21 protein-coding genes and 1 pseudogene are annotated in these 21,215 nt (G+C 40.3%); 20 read left to right on the top strand and 2 right to left on the bottom strand.

The features are described from left to right. Positions 1–15 precede the first annotated feature (15 nt). The 10 genes and pseudogenes from NF418_RS04285 (at position 16) to lepA (ending at position 10,691) form a co-directional block, all read left to right on the top strand. Positions 16–1,170, top strand: a complete 1,155-nt coding sequence (locus NF418_RS04285; RefSeq protein WP_105109411.1) for a polyamine ABC transporter ATP-binding protein — start codon at positions 16–18, stop codon at positions 1,168–1,170. Further along, positions 1,154–1,954 carry an ABC transporter permease gene (locus NF418_RS04280; RefSeq protein WP_256778573.1) on the top strand — a complete coding sequence of 267 codons (801 nt, stop codon included), beginning with the start codon at positions 1,154–1,156 and terminating at the stop codon, positions 1,952–1,954. Before NF418_RS04285 ends, NF418_RS04280 begins: the two co-directional genes overlap by 17 nt. Further along, positions 1,954–2,724, top strand: a complete 771-nt coding sequence (locus NF418_RS04275) for an ABC transporter permease (RefSeq protein ID WP_256778572.1) — start codon at positions 1,954–1,956, stop codon at positions 2,722–2,724. The genes NF418_RS04280 and NF418_RS04275 overlap by 1 nt, the downstream gene beginning before the upstream one ends. Continuing rightward, entirely contained in the window at positions 2,724–3,794 is a 1,071-nt protein-coding gene (locus tag NF418_RS04270) for an ABC transporter substrate-binding protein (protein ID WP_256778571.1), read from the top strand. The genes NF418_RS04275 and NF418_RS04270 overlap by 1 nt, the downstream gene beginning before the upstream one ends. A 263-nt stretch (positions 3,795–4,057) precedes the next feature. Then, a pseudogene (locus NF418_RS04265) lies at positions 4,058–5,222 on the top strand (IS110 family transposase). Between the two features lie 532 nt (positions 5,223–5,754). Beyond that, positions 5,755–6,267: a dihydrofolate reductase gene (locus NF418_RS04260; RefSeq protein ID WP_256778570.1), complete on the top strand. Its 513-nt coding sequence runs from the start codon at positions 5,755–5,757 to the stop codon at positions 6,265–6,267. Positions 6,268–6,464: 197 nt separating this feature from the next. Continuing rightward, complete coding sequence (gene clpX, locus NF418_RS04255) at positions 6,465–7,691, top strand: ATP-dependent Clp protease ATP-binding subunit ClpX (protein ID WP_256778569.1); 1,227 nt, start codon at positions 6,465–6,467, stop codon at positions 7,689–7,691. A 61-nt stretch (positions 7,692–7,752) separates the two neighbouring features. Beyond that, a complete protein-coding gene (gene yihA, locus NF418_RS04250; protein WP_172081076.1) occupies positions 7,753–8,340 on the top strand; it encodes a ribosome biogenesis GTP-binding protein YihA/YsxC in 588 nt (195 codons plus the stop codon). Positions 8,341–8,349: 9 nt separating this feature from the next. Next, entirely contained in the window at positions 8,350–8,763 is a 414-nt protein-coding gene (gene ndk, locus NF418_RS04245; protein ID WP_256778568.1) for a nucleoside-diphosphate kinase, read from the top strand. A gap of 95 nt (positions 8,764–8,858) precedes the next feature. Then, complete coding sequence (lepA, locus tag NF418_RS04240) at positions 8,859–10,691, top strand: translation elongation factor 4 (RefSeq protein ID WP_256778567.1); 1,833 nt, start codon at positions 8,859–8,861, stop codon at positions 10,689–10,691. Between the two features lie 49 nt (positions 10,692–10,740). On the opposite strand, the gene NF418_RS04235 is transcribed toward lepA, so the two are convergent. Further along, entirely contained in the window at positions 10,741–10,923 is a 183-nt protein-coding gene (locus tag NF418_RS04235; protein WP_002934978.1) for a 4-oxalocrotonate tautomerase, read from the bottom strand. A gap of 134 nt (positions 10,924–11,057) precedes the next feature. Here NF418_RS04235 and NF418_RS04230 point away from each other — a divergent pair, with 134 nt between their 5' ends. From NF418_RS04230 to NF418_RS04185, 10 genes are all read left to right on the top strand, one after another. Then, a complete protein-coding gene (locus NF418_RS04230; protein WP_256778566.1) occupies positions 11,058–12,380 on the top strand; it encodes an excalibur calcium-binding domain-containing protein in 1,323 nt (440 codons plus the stop codon). A gap of 383 nt (positions 12,381–12,763) precedes the next feature. Further along, positions 12,764–13,339: a thymidine kinase gene (locus tag NF418_RS04225; protein ID WP_256778565.1), complete on the top strand. Its 576-nt coding sequence runs from the start codon at positions 12,764–12,766 to the stop codon at positions 13,337–13,339. A gap of 214 nt (positions 13,340–13,553) precedes the next feature. Beyond that, the gene (prfA, locus tag NF418_RS04220; protein ID WP_002943195.1) at positions 13,554–14,633 is read left to right on the top strand and encodes a peptide chain release factor 1; all 1,080 of its coding nucleotides are present in this window, start codon (positions 13,554–13,556) and stop codon (positions 14,631–14,633) included. Continuing rightward, positions 14,633–15,466, top strand: coding sequence for a peptide chain release factor N(5)-glutamine methyltransferase (gene prmC / locus NF418_RS04215; RefSeq protein ID WP_256778564.1), 834 nt, complete (start codon positions 14,633–14,635; stop codon positions 15,464–15,466). Before prfA ends, prmC begins: the two co-directional genes overlap by 1 nt. After that, positions 15,453–16,055, top strand: a complete 603-nt coding sequence (locus tag NF418_RS04210) for an L-threonylcarbamoyladenylate synthase (protein WP_256778563.1) — start codon at positions 15,453–15,455, stop codon at positions 16,053–16,055. The genes prmC and NF418_RS04210 overlap by 14 nt, the downstream gene beginning before the upstream one ends. Before the next feature lie 3 nt (positions 16,056–16,058). Next, positions 16,059–16,490: a GNAT family N-acetyltransferase gene (locus NF418_RS04205; protein ID WP_256778562.1), complete on the top strand. Its 432-nt coding sequence runs from the start codon at positions 16,059–16,061 to the stop codon at positions 16,488–16,490. 14 nt (positions 16,491–16,504) lie between these two features. Then, entirely contained in the window at positions 16,505–17,764 is a 1,260-nt protein-coding gene (glyA, locus tag NF418_RS04200; protein ID WP_256778561.1) for a serine hydroxymethyltransferase, read from the top strand. Continuing rightward, positions 17,764–18,738, top strand: coding sequence for a nucleoid-associated protein (locus NF418_RS04195; RefSeq protein ID WP_256778560.1), 975 nt, complete (start codon positions 17,764–17,766; stop codon positions 18,736–18,738). Before glyA ends, NF418_RS04195 begins: the two co-directional genes overlap by 1 nt. After that, positions 18,739–19,338, top strand: coding sequence for a lysozyme family protein (locus NF418_RS04190; RefSeq protein ID WP_256778559.1), 600 nt, complete (start codon positions 18,739–18,741; stop codon positions 19,336–19,338). 105 nt (positions 19,339–19,443) lie between these two features. After that, complete coding sequence (locus tag NF418_RS04185) at positions 19,444–20,211, top strand: SDR family NAD(P)-dependent oxidoreductase (RefSeq protein ID WP_256778591.1); 768 nt, start codon at positions 19,444–19,446, stop codon at positions 20,209–20,211. Positions 20,212–20,234: 23 nt separating this feature from the next. On the opposite strand, the gene NF418_RS04180 is transcribed toward NF418_RS04185, so the two are convergent. After that, positions 20,235–21,089, bottom strand: coding sequence for a hypothetical protein (locus tag NF418_RS04180; protein ID WP_256778558.1), 855 nt, complete (start codon positions 21,087–21,089; stop codon positions 20,235–20,237). Positions 21,090–21,215: the final 126 nt, after the last annotated feature.

Here is a 21,215-nt window from a genome sequence, read left to right as displayed (position 1 = left end):
AGGAATTTATGAGAATTGAAAAAGCCAATTATTGAATTTAAGAACGTTTCAAAAGTATTTGAAGACAGTGGAACAACTGTATTAAAGGATATTAGTTTTGAATTGGAAGAGGGGAAATTTTATACCCTTTTAGGAGCTTCGGGTTCAGGTAAATCAACGATTTTGAATATTATTGCTGGTTTGTTGGATGCAAGTTCAGGTGATATTTATCTGGATGGTCAACGGATTAATGATGTCCCGACCAACAAGCGGGATGTCCATACCGTTTTCCAATCCTATGCCCTATTCCCACACATGACTGTCTTTGAGAATGTGGCTTTTCCTCTTAAATTGCGTAAGGTTGACAAGGCTGAAATCGAACGCCGTGTGACAGAGGCTCTTCAAATGGTCCGTCTTTCTGGTTACGAGAAACGCTCCATTCAGAAATTGTCAGGTGGTCAACGCCAGCGGGTTGCTATTGCACGTGCGATTATCAACCAGCCTCGCGTTGTCTTACTAGACGAGCCTTTATCAGCCCTTGACTTGAAACTGCGGACAGAAATGCAGTACGAACTACGTGAATTGCAACAACGTCTAGGAATTACCTTTGTCTTCGTTACCCATGACCAAGAAGAAGCACTGGCTATGAGTGACTGGATTTTTGTCATGAATGAAGGTGAGATTGTCCAGTCAGGAACGCCAGTGGATATTTATGATGAGCCAATCAACCATTTTGTTGCTACCTTTATTGGGGAGTCTAACATCCTGTCTGGTCGCATGATTAAAGACTATTTAGTTGAATTTAACGGCAAACGCTTCGAAGCTGTGGATGGTGGTATGCGTCCAAATGAAGAAGTTCAAATCGTTATCCGTCCAGAAGACTTGCAGATTACACTTCCAGAAGAAGGGAAATTGCAGGTAAAAGTAGATACCCAACTCTTCCGTGGCGTTCACTATGAAATCATTGCCTACGATGATTTAGGAAATGAGTGGATGATTCACTCCACTCGTAAAGCTATCGTGGGAGAAGTCATCGGTCTGGACTTTGAGCCAGAAGATATCCATATCATGCGTCTCAATGAAACGGAAGAGGAATTTGATGCCCGTATCGAAGAATATGTGGAAGTGGAAGAAGTGGAAGATGGCTTGATTAACGCTATCGAGGAGGAACGCAATGAAGAAAACCTCTAGGCTCTTTGCAATTCCCTATGCCCTATGGGTCTTTCTCTTTGTACTCGCGCCCGTTGCCCTGATTATCTTCAAATCCTTCTTTGATATTCATGGCAATTTCACTCTGGCCAATTATCAAACTTATTTTCATTCGCCAAATATGACCTATCTGCGTATGAGTTTTAACTCCATTTTTTACGCAGGTATTATTACTCTGGTCACTTTGTTGGTGTCTTATCCAACTGCCTACTTCTTGACCAAGCTCAAACATAGACAACTCTGGCTCATGTTGATTATCTTGCCAACCTGGGTCAATCTCTTGTTAAAAGCCTATGCCTTTATCGGTATTTTTGGACAACATGGCTCGGTTAACCAATTCTTAGAGTTTATTGGCTTGGGTGCCCAGCAAATTCTTTTTACGGACTTCTCTTTTATTGCTGTTGCAGCCTATATTGAAATTCCATTTATGATTTTGCCAATCTTTAACGCCCTGGATGATTTGGATAAAAACTTAATCAATGCCAGTCGTGATTTAGGGGCTACATCTTGGCAGACCTTCACAAAAGTTATTTTCCCTCTTTCTATGAATGGCGTTCGTTCAGGTGTACAAGCAGTTTTTATTCCGAGTTTGAGCCTCTTTATGTTGACCCGTTTGATTGGCGGTAACCGAGTGATAACCTTGGGTACAGCAATCGAGCAACATTTCCTGACCACACAAAACCAGGGAATGGGTTCAACCGTCGGTGTGGTCTTGATTTTGGCCATGCTCTTGATTATGTGGATGACGAAAGAGAGGAAGAAATAATGAAAAAATTTGCAAATATCTACTTAACAGTTGCCTTTCTTCTTCTTTATTTGCCGATTTTCTATCTGATTTTCTACGCTTTTAATGCGGGTGGAGATATGAACGGCTTTACAGGCTTTACCTTGGAGCATTTTTCGTCCATGTTGGGCGATAGCCGTCTGATGCTGATTTTGGCGCAAACATTTTTCTTGGCTTTCTTGAGTTCTTTGATTGCGACTATTATCGGAACTTTTGGAGCTATCTACATTTATCAGGCAACACCTCGTTTTCAAAATGCGCTCTTGTCTGTCAATAATATTTTGATGGTGGCACCAGACGTCATGATTGGGGCGAGCTTCCTGATTCTCTTTACCATGATTGGTTTCCAGCTTGGATTTATTTCGGTATTGCTCAGTCACATTGCCTTTTCCATTCCTATCGTGGTCTTGATGGTTTTGCCACGCTTGAAGGAAATGAATGCCGATATGATTTCAGCTGCCTATGATTTGGGTGCAACTCAGCCGCAAATGCTGAAAGAAATCATGTTGCCATACTTGACACCAGCGATTATTGCAGGTTATTTCATGGCTTTTACCTATTCCTTGGATGACTTTGCCGTGACCTTCTTTGTAACGGGAAATGGTTACTCAAACCTATCTGTAGAGATTTACTCACGGGCTCGTCAAGGTATTTCTTTGGAAATCAATGCCCTATCAACCCTTGTCTTCCTTTTCTCAATCTTATTGGTAGTGGGTTATTATTTCATCTCACGTGAAAAGGAGGCCAACTAATGAAACGTTTATATTCATTTTTCCTAGGAATTATTGCCATTATTCTCATTCTTTGGGGAATTTCTAGTAAATTAGAAGCTGATTCAACTCAAGGAACAACTGACAAGTTAGTCATCTATAACTGGGGAGATTATATTGACCCAGAATTACTGGAAGAGTTTACTGCTGAAACAGGTATTCAGGTGGATTACCAGACTTTCGACTCCAATGAATCCATGTACACTAAGATTAAGCAGGGTGGTACAACCTATGATTTGACTATTCCATCTGAGTATATGATTTCCAAGATGACCGAAGAGAATATGCTCATCAAATTGGATAAGTCGAAAATCGAAGGTTTGGAAAATATTGATCCACAATTCATGGGCTTGAGTTTTGATAAGAACAATGATTATTCCATCCCCTATTTCTGGGGAACCTTAGGAATTGTTTATAATGAAACCATGGTCGAGAATCCTCCTCAGGAATGGGAAGATTTGTGGTCTGAAGAATACCGTGACAATATCATGTTGATTGATGGTGTTCGTGAAGTTATGGGATTTGGCCTACAATCCTTGGGGCATAGCCTAAACTCTAGAAATCCAGCTGAAATTGAAAAAGCTGCAGAACATCTCTATAATTTAACTCCAAATGTCAAGGCCATCGTAGCTGACGAAATCAAGGGCTACATGATACAGGATGCGGCAGCAATTGCGGTGTCTTTCTCTGGTGAAGCCAGTGAAATGTTGGATGGCAATGAGAACCTGCGCTATGTTGTACCGTCAAAAGGTTCAAACCTGTGGTTTGATAACATGGTCATTCCTAAAACCGCCAAGAATTTGGACGGTGCCTATGCCTTTATGAGTTTCATGCTCCGTCCTGAAAATGCGCTTCGCAATGCTGAATATGTTGGTTACTCAACACCAATTCCTGCAGCAAAAGCCATGTTGGATGAAGAAACTCAGAACGATGAATCCTTCTATCCTTCAGAAGAAACAATGAAGAAGATGGAAGTCTATGATAATCTTGGACAAGAGATGCTGGGAATGTACAATGACCTTTATTTACAGTTTAAGATGTATCGGAAATAATTATTCTGTTAGGGGGAGTGGGAAAGACATCTATGATGGCTCCGCCCTCACCCACAGAATAATGAAAACGAACATAAAGCCCTCACTAGGTGTATAATCTTAGTGAGGGCTTTGTGGTTGACGAGTTAATGATGTTAGTCATCGCGGGAAAAACTAACCCACTCTACTGACGAGCACCCCAAAATATGCGATAGGCATGAGTATAAAAATACGACTAAAATTTGGTAGATAAGCTCTCATATTTTTAGAAGGAGGGAATTGTCATGGATGTTCTCTATCAATCTTGTGCAGGTATTGATGTCCATCAAGCCAATATCGTTGTCTGTATCCTACACGGACCACTCACCTCGACTCGTCCAAAGCGTGAGATGGCTACGTTTGATACAACGACTAAAGGCCTACGTGCTTGCCACGATTTTCTCAGTCAATTTCATGTGGAAGCTGTTGGTATGGAAAGCACAGGTGTTTATTGGCGACCTGTCTGGCATGCTCTATGTGATGACTTCAAGTTGATACTCGCTCAACCAGCCCACATGAAGGCTATTCCAGGTCATAAAACCGACAAGAAGGATGCTCACTGGATAGCCAAATGAACACGGATTGGGCTGCTTCCTCGGAGTTTCGTTCCCGATGAAACCATTCAAGAATTGAGGGAGTTGACCAGACAACGAAAACATTATGTGGAAAGTCGCAATCGAGAAACCAACCGTATCCATAAAATTCTTCAGTCAGGTGGTATCAAGCTAACAACCTATATTGAAGATATTATGGGGCTATCTGGTCGTAATCTCCTTCAGCTACTGGTTGATGGGACGCCTATTACACCTCGCATTGTCCATCAATCCATTTATACCAGCTTGAAGAAGAAAGTGCCGCAGCTTCTGGAAGCCTTGGATGGCTATTTTTCTGACCATCATCGCTTCATGTTAAAACAGTCCTTAGAGATTTATGATTTTTATCAGAAGCAGATTGAGTTGTTGGAAGAGCGAATGAATGTCTATCTATCACAATATGAAAACCATGTAGAAATATTGGATTCCATCCCAGGCATTGATGTCATTACAGCTTCTGTTATCATTTCAGAGGTTGGTGTTGACATGAGTCAGTTTCCAACATCTGGACATTTAGCTTCTTGGACTGGACTTTGTCCAAGTAATAATGAGAGTGCTGGTAAAAAACGAAGTACCAAGATTCGACACGGGAATTCTTATTTGAAGAAATGTTTATGCCAAGCAGCTTTCGCCGCTAGGAACCAAAAAGGAAGTCCCCTAGCAGACCGATTTTATCAGATTCAAAGTCGGCGTGGTTCACAAAAAGCAACAATTGCACTCGCACATCAATTATTAAAAATAGCTTATATCCTCTTAAAAGAGCAGATAACGTATCCTGAATTTTTAGCACAGAAAAAGACTACTAGGGACGAGCTAGTAGCCTAACATAAAAAAATTTTCGCTTTGATTATATCATAGGGAGGGAGTTTTTGTATTCTTTTGAGTTTTCGTATAAGAACTCGACCATTCATAGAAGAGTTCGTCAACAAGTCCTTATTTCCAGTTGTTGAGCTGAAACAGTCTATCCCCAGACTGTTTCACTCCCACCCCCGCATAGCTCCAACAGTCAGAGTAGTGACTGTTGGAGGTTGGAGATATAGCGAACAAAGTTCGCATCAGTCGTAGTGGTCAGATTTGGAGTGTAAAACACGAACAAATCTGACAATCAACCACTGCGCTGAGATGTTGACACGAACTCTAAGAAGTGGCGCTGGGCTTGAGCCCAGCCTCTTTTCTTTTGCACCGGACAATTGTATAAGTATTGATACCAAGTTCAATGGTGATGAGTTGAGAATTTTTGTCAATTTATGTAATCAAACTGTGATTTGAGAAAATATCTTAGATAACAACTTACTAAGTGCATTTTTTATGTTTTTTTGATAGAATGATAGGACGGAAAGTGAGAGAAAATGACAAAGAAGATAGTTGCAATTTGGGCACAAGATGAAAATGGATTGATTGGAAAAGGGGATAGGCTTCCATGGGCTTTACCTGCTGACTTGGCTCATTTTAAAGAAACGACCACTGGTCATACTATTGTAATGGGGCGTGTGACTTTTGATGGCATAGGTAAGCGTGCTCTTCCAAATCGTCACACAATTGTTTTGACGACCGATAAGTCCTATCAAATAGAGAGCGGTCGCGTCACGATACTAAATAGTATTGATCAGGTCTTGGACTGGTACCAGCAACAAAATGGCACTCTATTTGTAATTGGAGGAAGTAAGATATTTACAGCCTTTGCACCCTACATTGAAGAATTAATAGTAACCGACATTCATGGTCAATTCGAAGGGGACGTTTTCTTTCCGAAAGATTTTCCAATGGATCAATTTTGCCTCAAAAATTCGAAATTTCGTCCAAAAGATGAGGAAAATGCTTTTGATTTTACAATTAAAACCTACGAAAGAAGAGAAAAATAAGCATGGAGAGAAGTTTATTCGGACTATTTACAGCATTTCTCTGTGGAATTTGCGTTCTATGTGCGCTTCAAGCTTTTAGAAAAAAACGCTTCGGTTTAGCAATATTATTTTTATTGAATGCTTTTACTAATCTGGTCAATAGCATTCATGCCATTTACGGCTTTTTATTTAGATAAGAGATATGAAAGAGGAATTACATGGCTGTTAAGCATACACATGAGTTTATTTATTGCTCATTTTGTGGAAAAAATCAAGAAGAAGTAAAAAAAATTATCGCTGGAAACAATGTGTTCATCTGTAATGAATGTGTGGAATTAGCTCAGGAAATCATTCGTGAGGAATTGGCAGAAGAAGTGTTGACTGATTTGGCCGATACACCTAAACCACAAGAACTTCTTAATATTTTAAACAATTATGTCATTGGGCAAGACCGTGCAAAACGTGCCTTGGCAGTAGCTGTTTACAACCACTACAAGCGCATCAATTTCCAAGATAGTCGGGACGAAAACGATGTCGATTTGCAAAAATCAAACATCCTGATGATTGGTCCAACTGGTTCTGGTAAGACCTTCTTAGCACAAACCTTAGCCAAAAGTCTGAATGTTCCATTTGCCATTGCAGACGCAACTGCCTTGACAGAGGCGGGTTATGTCGGTGAGGACGTTGAAAATATCCTTCTCAAACTCTTACAGGCAGCCGATTTTAATATTGATCGGGCAGAACGAGGGATTATCTATGTGGATGAGATTGATAAGATTGCCAAAAAAGGTGAAAATGTGTCCATTACCCGCGATGTTTCGGGCGAAGGTGTCCAACAGGCTCTCTTGAAAATCATCGAGGGAACTGTAGCCAGCGTGCCACCACAAGGCGGACGCAAGCATCCTAACCAAGAAATGATCCATGTGGATACCAAAAACATTTTATTCATCGTAGGTGGTGCTTTTGACGGGATTGAGGAAATCGTCAAGCAACGGTTAGGTGAGAAAATCATCGGTTTCGGTCAAAACAATCGTGCTATCGATGAAAAAGAGTCTTATATGCAACACATCATCGCTGATGATATTCAAAAATTTGGTATCATTCCAGAATTGATTGGTCGCTTGCCTGTATTCGCTGCCTTGGATCAATTAACTACGGAAGACTTGGTTCGCATTTTGACAGAGCCTAAGAATGCATTGGTTAAACAATACCAAACCCTCTTGTCATACGATGATGTAGAGTTGGATTTTGACGAGGATGCCTTGCTGGCCATTGCTGAGAAAGCGATTGAGCGGAAAACAGGAGCACGTGGACTTCGTTCTATTATCGAAGAAACCATGTTGGATGTCATGTTTGAAGTTCCAGGTCAAGATGAAGTCAAACGTGTACGAGTGACAAAAGCAGCAGTTGATGGTAAGGAAAAGCCATTGCTAGAAACTGCCTAAAAATGATCATTAGGGGTGATAAGCGACTAGCTTTCTCCCCCTTATTTATGAGAGGTAAAGAATGGAAATCAATACACACAATGCTGAAATTCTGCTGAGTGCAGTTTCAAAGGCCCAATACCCAGATGACGATATTCCAGAAATCGCCCTGGCTGGCCGATCAAATGTTGGAAAATCATCTTTCATCAATACCTTACTCGGAAGAAAAAATCTGGCCCGCACTTCAGGAAAACCAGGTAAGACCCAACAGTTAAACTTTTACAATATCGATGACAAAATTCGTTTCGTCGATGTGCCAGGCTATGGCTATGCCAAGGTTTCCAAGACTGAGCGTGCTAAATGGGGCAAGATGATCGAGGAATACTTGACTAGCCGCGATAATTTACGAGTGGTAGTTAGCTTGGTTGATATGCGCCATGAGCCATCGGCTGACGATGTCCAAATGTATGAATTTTTAAAATACTATGAAATTCCAGTCATCATCGTTGCGACCAAGGCAGATAAAATTCCACGTGGTAAATGGAATAAGCATGAATCCATTATCAAAAAGAAATTGGATTTCGATAAAAATGACCAGTTTGTCGTCTTTTCGTCCGAAACCCGCCATGGTTATGACCAGGCTTGGGATGCTATCCTGAGTGAGATTTAGGAATTTTCTATGGAACAAACATTTTTCATTATCAAACCTGACGCTATCAAGCGTGGACTGGTTGGGCAAATTCTCAGCAGAGTGGAACGTCGTAGATTTGTCATTCGTGACCTAAATATGATGACAGCGACGGAGGACTTAGTCGCTCAACATTATGAGCATTTAACAGACAAACCTTTCTTTCCGCTCTTGGTTGACTACATGACCAGCGGACCAGTCATTGCTGGGATTTTAGAAGGTCCGGAAGTCGTCAAATCTTGGCGAGATATGATGGGGGCTACCAATCCAGTCAATGCCTTGCCAGGAACTATTCGTGGAGATTTTGCAACAGCCCCAGTTGATGGTATTGTGGCAAATGTCGTTCATGGCTCAGATAGTGCAGAAGCAGCCGAACGAGAGATTGATCTTTGGCTGGGAAAATAGCAGAGCAGACACCTAGTTTTCTAGGTGTTTTTCTTATGGAAAATTATCACTAAATCTGATATAATGAGGAGTAATACTCTTGTAGAGGAAGAAACATGAATTTAGAAGAATTGAAAAAACGACAGGAGAAAATCCGTAATTTCTCCATTATTGCCCATATTGACCATGGAAAATCAACCTTGGCAGACCGTATTCTTGAAAAAACAGAAACAGTTTCCAGTCGGGAAATGCAGGCCCAGTTGCTTGATAGCATGGACTTGGAGCGTGAACGCGGTATTACCATTAAGTTAAATGCTGTTCAGCTCAATTACAAGGCCAAAGACGGTGAGACCTACATTTTCCATTTGATTGACACGCCTGGACACGTTGACTTTACCTATGAAGTTTCACGTTCATTGGCTGCCTGTGAAGGGGCGATTCTGGTGGTGGATGCTGCTCAAGGGATTGAAGCACAGACCTTGGCTAACGTTTATCTAGCCTTGGACAATGATTTGGAAATCTTGCCAATCATTAACAAAATTGACCTACCAGCAGCAGACCCAGAACGTGTTCGTCAGGAAATCGAAGATGTGATTGGTTTGGATGCTTCTGAAGCAGTGCCAACATCAGCAAAGGCAGGTATTGGTATCGAGGAAATCTTGGAGCAGATCGTGGAGAAGGTTCCAGCACCGACTGGTGATGTCGAAGCTCCATTGCAAGCCTTGATTTTTGACTCGGTTTACGATCCGTATCGAGGCGTTATCCTGCAAGTTCGTATCGTCAACGGTGTGGTAAAACCTGGCGATACTATTCAGATGATGAGCAATGGCAAGACCTTTGATGTGACGGAAGTGGGGATTTTCACACCAAAAGCAATCGGTCGTGATTACTTAGCGACTGGTGATGTTGGTTACATTGCAGCCTCTATCAAGACAGTTGCAGATACCCGTGTCGGTGATACGGTGACCTTAGCTGAAAATCCTGCCAGTGAGCCACTAGCGGGCTACAAGCAGATGAACCCGATGGTCTTTGCAGGTATCTATCCGATTGATTCCAACAAGTACAATGACTTACGTGAAGCCTTGGAAAAACTCCAGCTTAACGATGCCAGCTTGCAGTTCGAACCAGAAACATCACAGGCACTGGGATTTGGTTTCCGATGTGGATTCTTGGGACTTTTGCACATGGATGTTATTCAAGAACGAATTGAGCGTGAATTTAACATTGACCTTATCATGACAGCTCCATCGGTAGTTTACCATGTCAACATGACAGACGGAGAGTCTATTGATGTAGCCAACCCGTCAGAGTTCCCAGACCCAACTAAGATTGCCAACATTGAAGAACCTTACGTTAAAGCACAAATCATGGTACCACAAGAGTATGTCGGTGCAGTTATGGAATTGGCTCAACGCAAGCGTGGTGACTTTGTAACCATGGATTACATCGACGATAACCGTGTCAATGTTATTTATCAAATTCCCTTGGCTGAGATTGTCTTTGATTTCTTTGATAAGCTAAAATCCTCAACTCGTGGCTATGCTAGCTTTGACTATGAGATTTCTGAATACCGTTCATCCAAGTTGGTGAAAATGGACATTCTCCTCAATGGTGACAAGGTAGATGCCCTCAGCTTTATCGTCCACAAGGAATTTGCCTACGAACGTGGGAAAATTATCGTGGATAAGCTCAAGAAAATTATTCCACGTCAGCAGTTTGAGGTGCCAATCCAAGCAGCAATCGGTCAAAAAATCGTGGCTCGTAGCGACATCAAGGCCCTTCGTAAGAACGTTTTGGCCAAGTGTTATGGTGGTGACGTTTCTCGTAAACGCAAACTCTTGGAAAAACAAAAAGCTGGTAAGAAACGTATGAAAGCTATCGGATCCGTCGAAGTCCCTCAGGAAGCCTTCCTCAGCGTACTGTCAATGGATGAGGATGAGAAGAAATAAACTTGATACAAAGAAACACTCCTGCATTTTGATGCAAGAGTGTTTTCTCTTATTTACGCTTCATTTCGCCTTGTGGGTAGTAGGTTCCTTCTGGCATATCGTTGATAAAGACATGAATGGCTTCTTTTGGTGCATTGGTATTGCGTGATACCACCTCGGTCACTTCACGCGCTAGGGCAATTTTTTGTTCCTCTGTGCGTCCTTCAAATAAATCAATACGTACAAATGGCATAGCTAACCTCCGAATAATTTTTGTATATTTTACCATAGTTTTTTACAATATCCAAGAATTTTTCTAGAAATTATTGTAAGACTTATTTTTAACATGTTATAATAACCACATAAAAATAGTTGAGGTTAGAGAATATGTTTAATAGATGGTCAAATCACTCAAATCATTTGGAATCTATTCCAAGAATTAAAAAAATTTTGAATCGCAAGACTGCAATGGCCATTGGAGGTTTAGGAATTACAACAATTGTTGGCGGTCAGTTAATGACAGCTGAGTTACCTATGAAAGATCAGATTTATGATAAATCTATTGAGGTAGTCCTTAAACAGTTTGAGGAAGCTGGGTTTGAAAAAGTTGAAACCATTAAAATAAGCAATATTGAATATGGCGAGAATATTGATGATACTTTTGTGAAGATTGTATCTGTTGATGGGGAGGATTGGAAAGAAGGAAGAGTTTTGAAATCGACTCCCGTTACGATAACCTATCAAGGTGCTACTGATGATGCAGTAGAATTAGCATTTTCTTCAAAGAAACTTTCGGAAATTGAGGAGAAATTGGATGATGCAGGATTCGAGAATGTGAGTAAGAGTCCAATACTTTTAGTAGAGAAAGGCAATATTGATAAAAAAGACACAGTAGATAAGATTGAGATCGGTTCATCGACCTACACAAGTGGTTACTTTTACTCTAAAAAACTTCCAATTTCAATTACTTATTTTGATGTCAGTCCAGATAATATTGAATTTCCAACAACACTTGATACAACTGGAAATAGAAAGGAGTTGGAAAAACAACTAACCTCTGCAGGTTTTTCAAATGTAAAATGGACTGCAGTAGCTGATAAGGATAAAACCAATCATGAGAAAATAAGAAAAATTACAATAAATGGTGAGAATATAGAAAATCTTTCAAATATCGAAACTGTCGTTAAAAAACAAATCCCTATCGAAGTTACTTACTCAGATTTTTCTAGCTTTGCTGAATTACCGGTCTCTCTAACTACAACCACTGTAGCAGATACCAGGCAACTATTTACAAACAATGGCTTTGATCAGGTATCTGAGACATCAATTGAAACCAATGAAATAGGTAAGAATGGCCAAATTCAGAGTGTGGAAATTAATGGAAAGAACTTTAACGAAATAAATGATAAAGTTATCAGAAAAGATAGTGAAATTGTCATTAAGTATTGGAATGCCGAAAAGGCAATCGTTGAGAAAGCACGTAAAGAAGAAGAGGCTAGACTTGCTGCTGAAGCACAAAAAGCAGCTCAGGCTCAGTCCCAAGCACAAAATCAAGCTCAAATTCAACAATTCGCAGGAACATCGGCTGGAACTGTGTATTATAAAAATTGTACAGCCGCTCGAAATGCTGGAGCAGCTCCTGTACGGATTGGAGATCCAGGATATGCACCACACTTAGATCGTGATGGTGATGGGATTGGTTGTGAATAGGGAAAAATTGACAACGCTTACACAACGTGCTACAATAAACTTATAAAGGAGGGATTTCTCATGACCTATAAATACCGTATGATTTTATCGTTCCTAGTCTCTGGATTATTTTTGTATCTAGTGGCAACTGTTTTTTCCAAAAGTATATGGCAAGGCCCATTATTGATCTCGTTCTCCTTCTTCAGCTTAATCTATGGATGTGTCATGCTATACAAGTGGAAACCAAAAGCTGCTAAAATTATTTTTGAGTGTGTCGGAAATTTCTTATCATTACCTTGGTTCTAATATCAAACAAGCTCAAATCGGGCTTGTTTTTCTATTTCCTAAATGGTCAAATTATGATAGAATGGAAGGAGTGAAATTTTAAGATTGGAAAGTGAAAAGTGGCTCAATTATACTATAAATACGGGACGATGAATTCTGGCAAAACCATTGAAATTCTTAAAGTTGCCCACAACTATGAAGAGCAAGGTAAGCCTGTTGTCATTATGACTTCTGCTTTGGACACCCGCGATGCCTTTGGCGTTGTTTCAAGCCGTATTGGTATGCGACGTGAAGCAGTAGCAATTGATGATGAGATGGACATTTTTGGCTACATTCGAAAAATGGAACCACGTCCTTATTGTGTTTTGATTGATGAAGCCCAATTCCTTCGTCGCCACCATGTCTATGACTTGGCACGAGTGGTAGATGAATTGGATGTTCCAGTTATGGCCTTTGGTCTAAAAAATGATTTCCGTAATGAACTCTTTGAAGGCTCCAAACACTTGTTGCTGTTGGCCGATAAATTGGATGAGATTAAAACAATCTGCCAGTATTGCTCCAAAAAGGCAACCATGGTGTTGCGAACTCAAGACGGTAAACCAACCTATGAAGGTGCTCAAATTCAAATCGGTGGAAATGAAACCTACATCCCAGTTTGCCGCAAACATTACTTTTCACCGGAGATTGATTTGTAACCCAAGGTTCTAAATCGAAGACTGAAGGTACGATTTATGAAAAACCGAAAACAGGCTACGAACTGTGCCTATTTCATGACCTATATATTACAGAAAGGAATTGAACACGCCCTACAAGCTGTGTCAAAAAGATAATTTCTCCAAGTGTTTGTAACACTTGGTCGAAATTCCTATTTTGACTGTGCTTGCTTAACGGGCTTTGTATCCTAATTTTATGAACATCTACGATCAATTACAGGCGGTGGAGGACCGCTATGAGGAACTTGGTGAACTGTTGTCTGACCCTGATGTAGTCAGCGATACCAAGCGTTTTATGGAGTTGTCTAAGGAAGAAGCTGCAACTCGTGATACAGTAACAGCCTACCGCGAATATAAGACTGTACTTCAAAACATTATCGATGCAGAAGAGATGATTAAAGAATCTTCTGGTGATGCTGACTTGGAGGAAATGGCTAAGGAAGAACTCAAACAAGCTAAAGCTGATAAAGAGGCTTACGAAGAAAAGCTGAAAATCCTTCTTTTACCAAAAGACCCTAACGATGACAAAAACATTATCTTGGAAATCCGTGGTGCCGCAGGTGGTGATGAAGCTGCCCTCTTTGCTGGAGACCTTTTGACCATGTATCAAAAGTATGCAGAAGGTCAAGGCTGGCGTTTTGAAGTCATGGAGGCTTCTTATAATGGTGTCGGTGGTATCAAAGAAGTTGTTGCCATGGTCTCTGGTCAATCCGTTTATTCAAAACTCAAGTATGAATCAGGAGCTCACCGTGTTCAACGTGTCCCTGTAACAGAAAGCCAAGGTCGTGTCCACACCTCAACAGCGACTGTCCTCATCATGCCAGAAGTTGAAGAAGTGGAATATGATATCGATCCAAAAGATCTTCGTGTCGATATTTACCATGCATCTGGTGCTGGTGGACAGAACGTCAACAAGGTTGCGACTGCCGTGCGTATCGTTCACTTGCCAACAAACATCAAGGTGGAGATGCAGGAAGAACGGACCCAGCAGAAAAACCGTGAAAAGGCTATGAAGATTATCCGTGCCCGTGTTGCGGATCACTTTGCACAGATTGCCCAAGATGAGCAGGATGCTGAGCGTAAATCAACTATCGGTACAGGTGACCGTTCAGAGCGTATCCGTACTTACAACTTCCCACAAAACCGTGTGACAGACCACCGTATCGGCTTGACCTTGCAAAAGCTCGATACTATCTTGTCAGGTAAGATGGACGAAGTCGTAGATGCCCTTGTTCTCTACGATCAAACGCAAAAACTAGAAGAGCTTAACAAATAATGAATTACGCTCAATTATTTGCAGCATACGAAGAACAATTAGACGCAATCGGTGAAGAGGCAGAATCCCTGTCCTTCACCTTTCGTGGCTTAAAGGGACTGAACTTTACGGAATTTCTCCTCCTGCTCCGTCAGGAAGTCACACCGACTGACAAAGAAGAGATTGATGCGATTTTTCAGCAACTTTCCCAACACCGACCTGCCCAGTACATTATCGGCAAGGCTGATTTTCATGGCTTGGAGTTTGCGGTGGATGAGCGAGTCTTGATTCCAAGACCTGAAACGGAAGAATTAGTTGATTTGATTTTGCAGGAAAATAGCAGAGCAGGTTTGCGTGTCTTAGACATCGGTACAGGAAGCGGTGCCATAGCTATTTCCCTTGCAAAAGCAAGACCTGATTGGGAAGTAGTAGCGGTTGATATTTCTGAGGATGCTTTGGCAGTAGCTCAGCAAAATGCAAGAACCAATCAAGTCTCTGTCCACTTTCTAGAATCGGATGTTTTGCAAGCTGTGACAGGGAAATTTGACATCATTGTTTCCAATCCGCCCTATATCTCCCCAGATGACACAGATGAAGTTGGGCTCAATGTATTGACTTCTGAGCCACATCTGGCCTTATTTGCGGAAGAAGATGGCATGGCTATCTATAGACAAATTGCGGAGCAGGCAGGGGCATTTTTGAAGGATAATGGAAAACTCTACTTTGAAATAGGTTACAAGCAAGGGAAAGCCCTAACTGATTTAATCGCTCTGCATTTTCCCAAAAAACGAATCCGAGTCCTTAAAGACCAGTTTGGTCAGGATAGAAAGGTCGTAGCAGATGACATTGGATAAACTCCGAACAATTCTCGAGAGTGGTGGTGCTGTTATCCTTCCAACTGAAACAGTCTATGGGCTTTTTGCCCAAGCCTTGAATGAAGATGCAGTCAATCGTGTCTATCAGTTGAAACAGCGTCCCAGAGATAAGGCCATGAACTTAAATGTATCAAACCTGAACGATATCTATTTTTTCAGTCAAAATCCACCCTATTTTCTGGAAAAACTGTATAATAGATTCATGCCAGGCCCCCTAACAATTATCCTAAAAGCGAACAAAAACGTTCCTTTTTGGGTCAACTCCGGTCTGGATACCGTTGGATTTCGTCTTCCAAAGCACGAAAAAACTTTACGTTTGATTGCGGAAACGGGTCCCTTAATCGGACCTTCAGCTAACGTTTCAGGCCAAGAAAGCGGTAAAGAGTTTACCAAACTTCTATCACAATTTTCCGAAAAATTGGAAGGAATTGCCGATGACAAAGCCTTGACTGGGATAGATTCAACGATTTTGGACCTTTCTGGAGACAAGGCGAAAATTCTCCGTCAAGGCAGTATTAGCCGAGAGGAAATCAAAGCAGCTGTACCTGAAATTGAATTCGAGGATTAAGACATGATTCGATGTATTGAATATACTGATTTGTCAGCAATTAGAGAAATAAATGCACAAGTTTTAGGATACGATATTCCTCTTGAGCAAACAAAAATACAATTTGAACGCTGCTCAGAGACTAATGGACATACTATCTTGGTTTTTGAAGACGATGAAACTGGTCAAGTATCAGGCTACATCCATGCTCAAGTCTATGAAAGTTTGTATTCAAATCGCGGTTACAATATTCTTGGATTGGCTGTTCTTTCAGAATACCAAGGTAAGGGAATTGGTTCAAAATTGTTGCAAGCAGTTGAAAAATTGTCTTTAGACAGGGACATATCCTTTATTCGACTCAATTCGGCTGAGCATCGCAAACAAGCACATTGTTTTTATGAGCATTTGGGATATGAATCTGACAAATTACAATATCGTTTTATTAAGCACTTATAAAGGAGTACCACATAATGATTTTTGACAAAGTTGACTACAAAGATTTCGACAAAGAAGTTTGGGAAGCAATTCAAGCAGAAGAAGCACGTCAGCAAAACAACATCGAATTGATTGCCTCTGAAAACGTTGTTTCTAGAGCAGTTATGGCTGCACAAGGTTCAATCTTAACAAACAAATACGCTGAAGGTTATCCAGGACGTCGTTACTATGGTGGTACAGAATGCGTCGATGTCATCGAAAGCCTTGCCATTGAACGTGCAAAAGAAATCTTCGGCGCTCAATATGCTAACGTTCAGCCACACTCAGGTAGCCAAGCCAACTGTGCTGCATACATGGCCTTGATTGAACCAGGTGATACAGTGATGGGGATGGACTTGTCAGCAGGTGGTCACTTGACTCATGGTGCTGCGGTTAGTTTCTCTGGCCAAACCTACAACTTCGTTGCTTACAACGTCGATGAAGAAACTGGTTTGCTTGATTACGATGCTATTTTGGCACAAGCTAAAGAAGTACAGCCTAAATTAATTGTCGCAGGTGCTTCAGCCTATGCTCGTACCATTGATTTTGCAAAATTCCGCGAAATTGCAGATGCAGTGGGTGCCAAACTGATGGTGGATATGGCTCATATTGCTGGACTTGTAGCAGCAGGTCTTCATCCAAACCCAGTTCCTCACGCTCATATCACAACGACTACAACTCACAAAACCCTTCGTGGCCCTCGTGGTGGTTTGATTTTGACCAATGATGAAGCACTCATTAAGAAAATCAACTCAGCTATCTTCCCTGGTATCCAGGGTGGTCCACTTGAGCATGTCATTGCTGCAAAAGCTGTGTCCTTTAAAGAAGTCTTGGACCCAGCCTTCAAAGACTACGCTCAAAAAATTATTGACAACAGCAAGGCTATGGCAGAAGTCTTCCTTGCAAATCCAAATTTCAAGGTGATTACAGGCGGTACAGACAACCACCTCTTCCTTGTTGATGTGACAAAGGTAGTTGAAAATGGTAAAGTTGCGCAGCACCTTCTAGACGAAGTAAATATCACCCTAAATAAAAACTCAATCCCTTATGAAAAACTCTCACCATTTAAGACCAGCGGTATCCGTATCGGTTCTGCAGCCATTACTGCCCGTGGTTTCGGAGTAGAAGAAGCTCGCAAGGTTGCTGAGTTAACAATCAAAGCCCTTGAAAACGCTGAAAACGAAGCAGTTCTTGAAGAAGTCCGTCAAGAAGTACGTGCTTTGACAGAACAATTCCCTCTTTACGAAGGTTTATAATGGATATATTTGTAAAAAAAGCGATTATACATCAATTTAGTCCTGATGACACAGAGCTGGTCCTTGCCGACCAGCTTTTGACTGTCAGCCCCAAAATTGAAGAATACTTGCGCAAGAAAATCGAGCGTGTCTTTTCTGATGAAGCCAAAACTGGACAGTTTGAGCCAGATAATCCATTTTTGGATTATTTAAAAGATGATTTGCTGACCAATTCTGTCAAGATTGCTGGTCTATGGAAAGAAGAATTTTCTATCTCGGAAAATCTCAAGACCAATGATTTAATCTTCATTGAGTTTGAGAGAAATGGTGTGGAGCATTTCGCCTTTCTAAGAATTGCCCTGCGTGAAAACCTGGCCCACGTTGGTTCAGAAAGTGACAGTCCTCTTAAAATCACCCAGAACAATCTACCTGGAGCAGGCTCTACGCCAGATGAAGCCCTGGTTATCAATTTACAGACGCGCAAGTATTATTTGATTGAAAAAAGAATTAAACATAATGGAGCCTTTCTCCATTACTTTTCTGATAATCTCTTGCAGGTCACGCCAGCCATTTCTGCAAAAAAATCAATCAAAGCAGTAGAACAGACCGCACAAAAGATTGCTGATAATTTTCACCAAGGAGATTTTCAATTTCAATCCAAGGTCAAGTCTGCTATTTTCAACCATTTAGAAGAAGATAATGAACTTTCTCCTGAAAAATTGGCAGACCAGCTTTTTGATAACAATTTGACTGCTCGTTTGAATTTTGTTGATCAATTAAAAGAAGTCATTCCAGATAAGATTTCCTTCGATGAGATTGATAGTAGTCGACAACTGAAAAAGTTTGAAAATCAAAAATTATCCCTTTCAAATGGTATTGAGTTGATTGTTCCAAATGCTGTTTATGAAGATGCTGAATCGGTAGAGTTTATTCAGAATGATAATGGAACATATTCTATTCTTATCAAAAATATAAAAGATATAAAGAGCAAATAAATGAAAAAACTAATAAGAGCGATTAGCCTTATCGCCCTTGCTTTTCTGCTAGTAAAAACCTTCCATACCTATCAGGATGTTAAGCAAGTTATGACCTATCAAGCTATGGTTCAAGAAGTTCTAGCAGAGAACGATACCAGGGCCAATGAAGAACTTGTACTGGCAATGATTTACACAGAAACCAAGGGGAGAGAAGCGGATGTTATGCAGTCCAGTGAATCTGCAACAGGCTATACAAACACCATTACGGACAGTAAGGAAAGTATCCGTCAAGGTGTAGTCTATTTATCAGAGAATTTACGCTTAGCTGAGGAAAAAGGTGTTGAAGTTTGGACTGCTGTCCAAGCCTACAATTTCGGGCCTGCTTATATTGATTATGTTGCAGAAAATGGCGGTGAACATACCCTAGCACTAGCTGAAGAATATTCAAAAACTGTTGTAGCTCCAAGCCTTGGAAATACAAGTGAGGAAACCTATATATATTTCCATCCTTTAGCTTTGTTAAATGGTGGGGAACTGTATGTAAATGGTGGGAATATTTACTATGCTAGACAAGTTCGCTTTAACATGCACCTGATGCGTCTTTTTAATCTTTTTTAACAACTACAAAACTCATCGGATAATGGATGAGTTTTTTCTCTAAAATAGGAGTTATCTAACAAGGTCGTCAAATTTGTAGTATAATATAGTATAGGAGAACGTATGATGAAACGAAATATATTGATTACTGGTGCAAGTAGTGGCATTGGGAAAGCAATAGCTTACACATTTGCGGAACATGGTGATAATGTCATTATCACTGGCCGTAGAAAAGATAAGTTAGAAAATATTAAATCCGATCTTGAGAGAAAATTTAATGTTCAAGTCCATGTTTATAATTTTGACATAACAGATATTGAGCAAGTAATAAGTAACTGTCAAAAAATATTGCAAGACCTTGGGACAGTTCATATTTTAATTAATAATGCTGGTCTAGCATTAGGACTTGATAAATTTCAAGATTATGATTTGACAGATATGATGACTATGGTAGATACAAACATAAAAGGCTTGTTAACTGTCACACGCCAGATATTGCCAAAAATGGTTGAAATGAATGAAGGCCATATCATTAATATTGGATCAACGGCTGGAATATATGCATATGCTGGCGCAGCGGTATATGCAGCAACGAAATCAGCAGTAAAATTTTTGTCAGATGGTATTCGGATCGATACAATCGAAAAAAATATCAAAGTTACTACTCTGCAACCAGGTATTGTAGAAACAGATTTTAGTCAAGTTCGTTTTCATGGCGATGTAGAGAAAGCGAAAGCTGTTTACCAAGGAATAGAAGCCTTACAGGCTGAAGACATTGCATCGTGCGCGCTTTTTGTAGCAAACCAACCTAGACATGTACAGATTTCAGACATGACCATTATGGCAACGCAACAAGCAACAGGTTTTACTATTCACCGTGAAGAAACAAATTAGATGTTACTTAGAAGAGTGTTGCCCTATTTATAGCGCAATATGGCTCTTCTTTTTTGTTCCTCAATAATTGTTAGCAAAGCTTGAAACTCTTTGTCAAGAGAGGGACGTCCAGAGATGGTTGGTTCTAAATGCTCTAAAAATATTGGAAAAGTTCCATGTTTATAAAGTTGACCTTGGAAGAAAAAACGATCGCTCAACTTATCAACAAAAATAATAGATGACCGCCAACGGCTTTTCCTAGAATGAGAAGGTTTCCATGAAATTTTTAACTGTTTTTCATAGAAGTACCAGCCCATAAGGTATATCTTGGTTGTTTGTCCTCTTTTTTCATCTGTATATTGACAAGGGACTGCATAGACATTGTCACGATTTGTTTTCAAGAAAGGATGAAAATCTCTAATCTTTTCATATTCTTTTCGAGGGACTAGGTTTAAACCTTTGTCTTTCTTCTCGTCCTTCTCAAGTTTAGTATAGGAATAACGATAAGGATCATAAAAACTAGTTTGATCACGTAAGCGATACTGCTCTGCTATTTTCTTAAAAAGTGGAAGTTTCGAATAATGGATCAGCAAATCATTGGTAGAAATGCCTTTTTTTGAACGTTGAGGAGGCAGTGCCAAGATTTGACAAGAGCTTAAATTCTCGAATGGTATTGCTCCTAAACCGATGAGGAGTGTGTCTTTTGCAAAATGACTGGCAAATCGTGATTCACTTGTCAAGCCGTTTTCGCTATCCAAATCAATAAAAAATAGTTGATTGTCTTTAGAGAAAGCGATAATAAAAAGTGAAAGGCTGCCTAGAAAACTTCTAACTGAAATATTGTAAAAATGATGGAAGCTAGGCAATTGTAATAGTATTCCTAATTTTTGCAATTTCATATTCATACTATCCAGTATATCAAAAAATATTTCTACTTGCCAACAAAACGTTTAACATGTTAAATTTTATAGATTATATCTTCCAGTTGGAGATAGATTTTGTGCTATACTAGGATTAGAAAAACG

It is taken from the genome of Streptococcus suis (assembly GCF_024509555.1).
GTDB classification, from domain to species: Bacteria; Bacillota; Bacilli; order Lactobacillales; family Streptococcaceae; genus Streptococcus; species Streptococcus suis_AD.
The sequence above is the reverse complement of the archived record's forward strand: the minus strand, read 5'-3'. Positions and strand labels throughout refer to the sequence as shown.

Bases quoted from the DNA above. Each gene is read 5' to 3' on its own strand.
- NF418_RS04280 (WP_256778573.1), top strand. From the start codon at position 1,154: ATGAAGAAAACCTCTAGGCTCTTTGCAATTCCCTATGCCCTATGGGTC.
- NF418_RS04275 (WP_256778572.1), top strand. From the start codon at position 1,954: ATGAAAAAATTTGCAAATATCTACTTAACAGTTGCCTTTCTTCTTCTT.
- NF418_RS04270 (WP_256778571.1), top strand. From the start codon at position 2,724: ATGAAACGTTTATATTCATTTTTCCTAGGAATTATTGCCATTATTCTC.
- NF418_RS04260 (WP_256778570.1), top strand. From the start codon at position 5,755: ATGACAAAGAAGATAGTTGCAATTTGGGCACAAGATGAAAATGGATTG.
- clpX (WP_256778569.1), top strand. From the start codon at position 6,465: ATGGCTGTTAAGCATACACATGAGTTTATTTATTGCTCATTTTGTGGA.
- yihA (WP_172081076.1), top strand. From the start codon at position 7,753: ATGGAAATCAATACACACAATGCTGAAATTCTGCTGAGTGCAGTTTCA.
- ndk (WP_256778568.1), top strand. From the start codon at position 8,350: ATGGAACAAACATTTTTCATTATCAAACCTGACGCTATCAAGCGTGGA.
- lepA (WP_256778567.1), top strand. From the start codon at position 8,859: ATGAATTTAGAAGAATTGAAAAAACGACAGGAGAAAATCCGTAATTTC.
- NF418_RS04235 (WP_002934978.1), bottom strand. From the start codon at position 10,923: ATGCCATTTGTACGTATTGATTTATTTGAAGGACGCACAGAGGAACAA.
- NF418_RS04230 (WP_256778566.1), top strand. From the start codon at position 11,058: ATGTTTAATAGATGGTCAAATCACTCAAATCATTTGGAATCTATTCCA.
- prfA (WP_002943195.1), top strand. From the start codon at position 13,554: ATGAACATCTACGATCAATTACAGGCGGTGGAGGACCGCTATGAGGAA.
- prmC (WP_256778564.1), top strand. From the start codon at position 14,633: ATGAATTACGCTCAATTATTTGCAGCATACGAAGAACAATTAGACGCA.
- NF418_RS04210 (WP_256778563.1), top strand. From the start codon at position 15,453: ATGACATTGGATAAACTCCGAACAATTCTCGAGAGTGGTGGTGCTGTT.
- NF418_RS04205 (WP_256778562.1), top strand. From the start codon at position 16,059: ATGATTCGATGTATTGAATATACTGATTTGTCAGCAATTAGAGAAATA.
- glyA (WP_256778561.1), top strand. From the start codon at position 16,505: ATGATTTTTGACAAAGTTGACTACAAAGATTTCGACAAAGAAGTTTGG.
- NF418_RS04195 (WP_256778560.1), top strand. From the start codon at position 17,764: ATGGATATATTTGTAAAAAAAGCGATTATACATCAATTTAGTCCTGAT.
- NF418_RS04190 (WP_256778559.1), top strand. From the start codon at position 18,739: ATGAAAAAACTAATAAGAGCGATTAGCCTTATCGCCCTTGCTTTTCTG.
- NF418_RS04185 (WP_256778591.1), top strand. From the start codon at position 19,444: ATGAAACGAAATATATTGATTACTGGTGCAAGTAGTGGCATTGGGAAA.
- NF418_RS04180 (WP_256778558.1), bottom strand. From the start codon at position 21,089: ATGAAATTGCAAAAATTAGGAATACTATTACAATTGCCTAGCTTCCAT.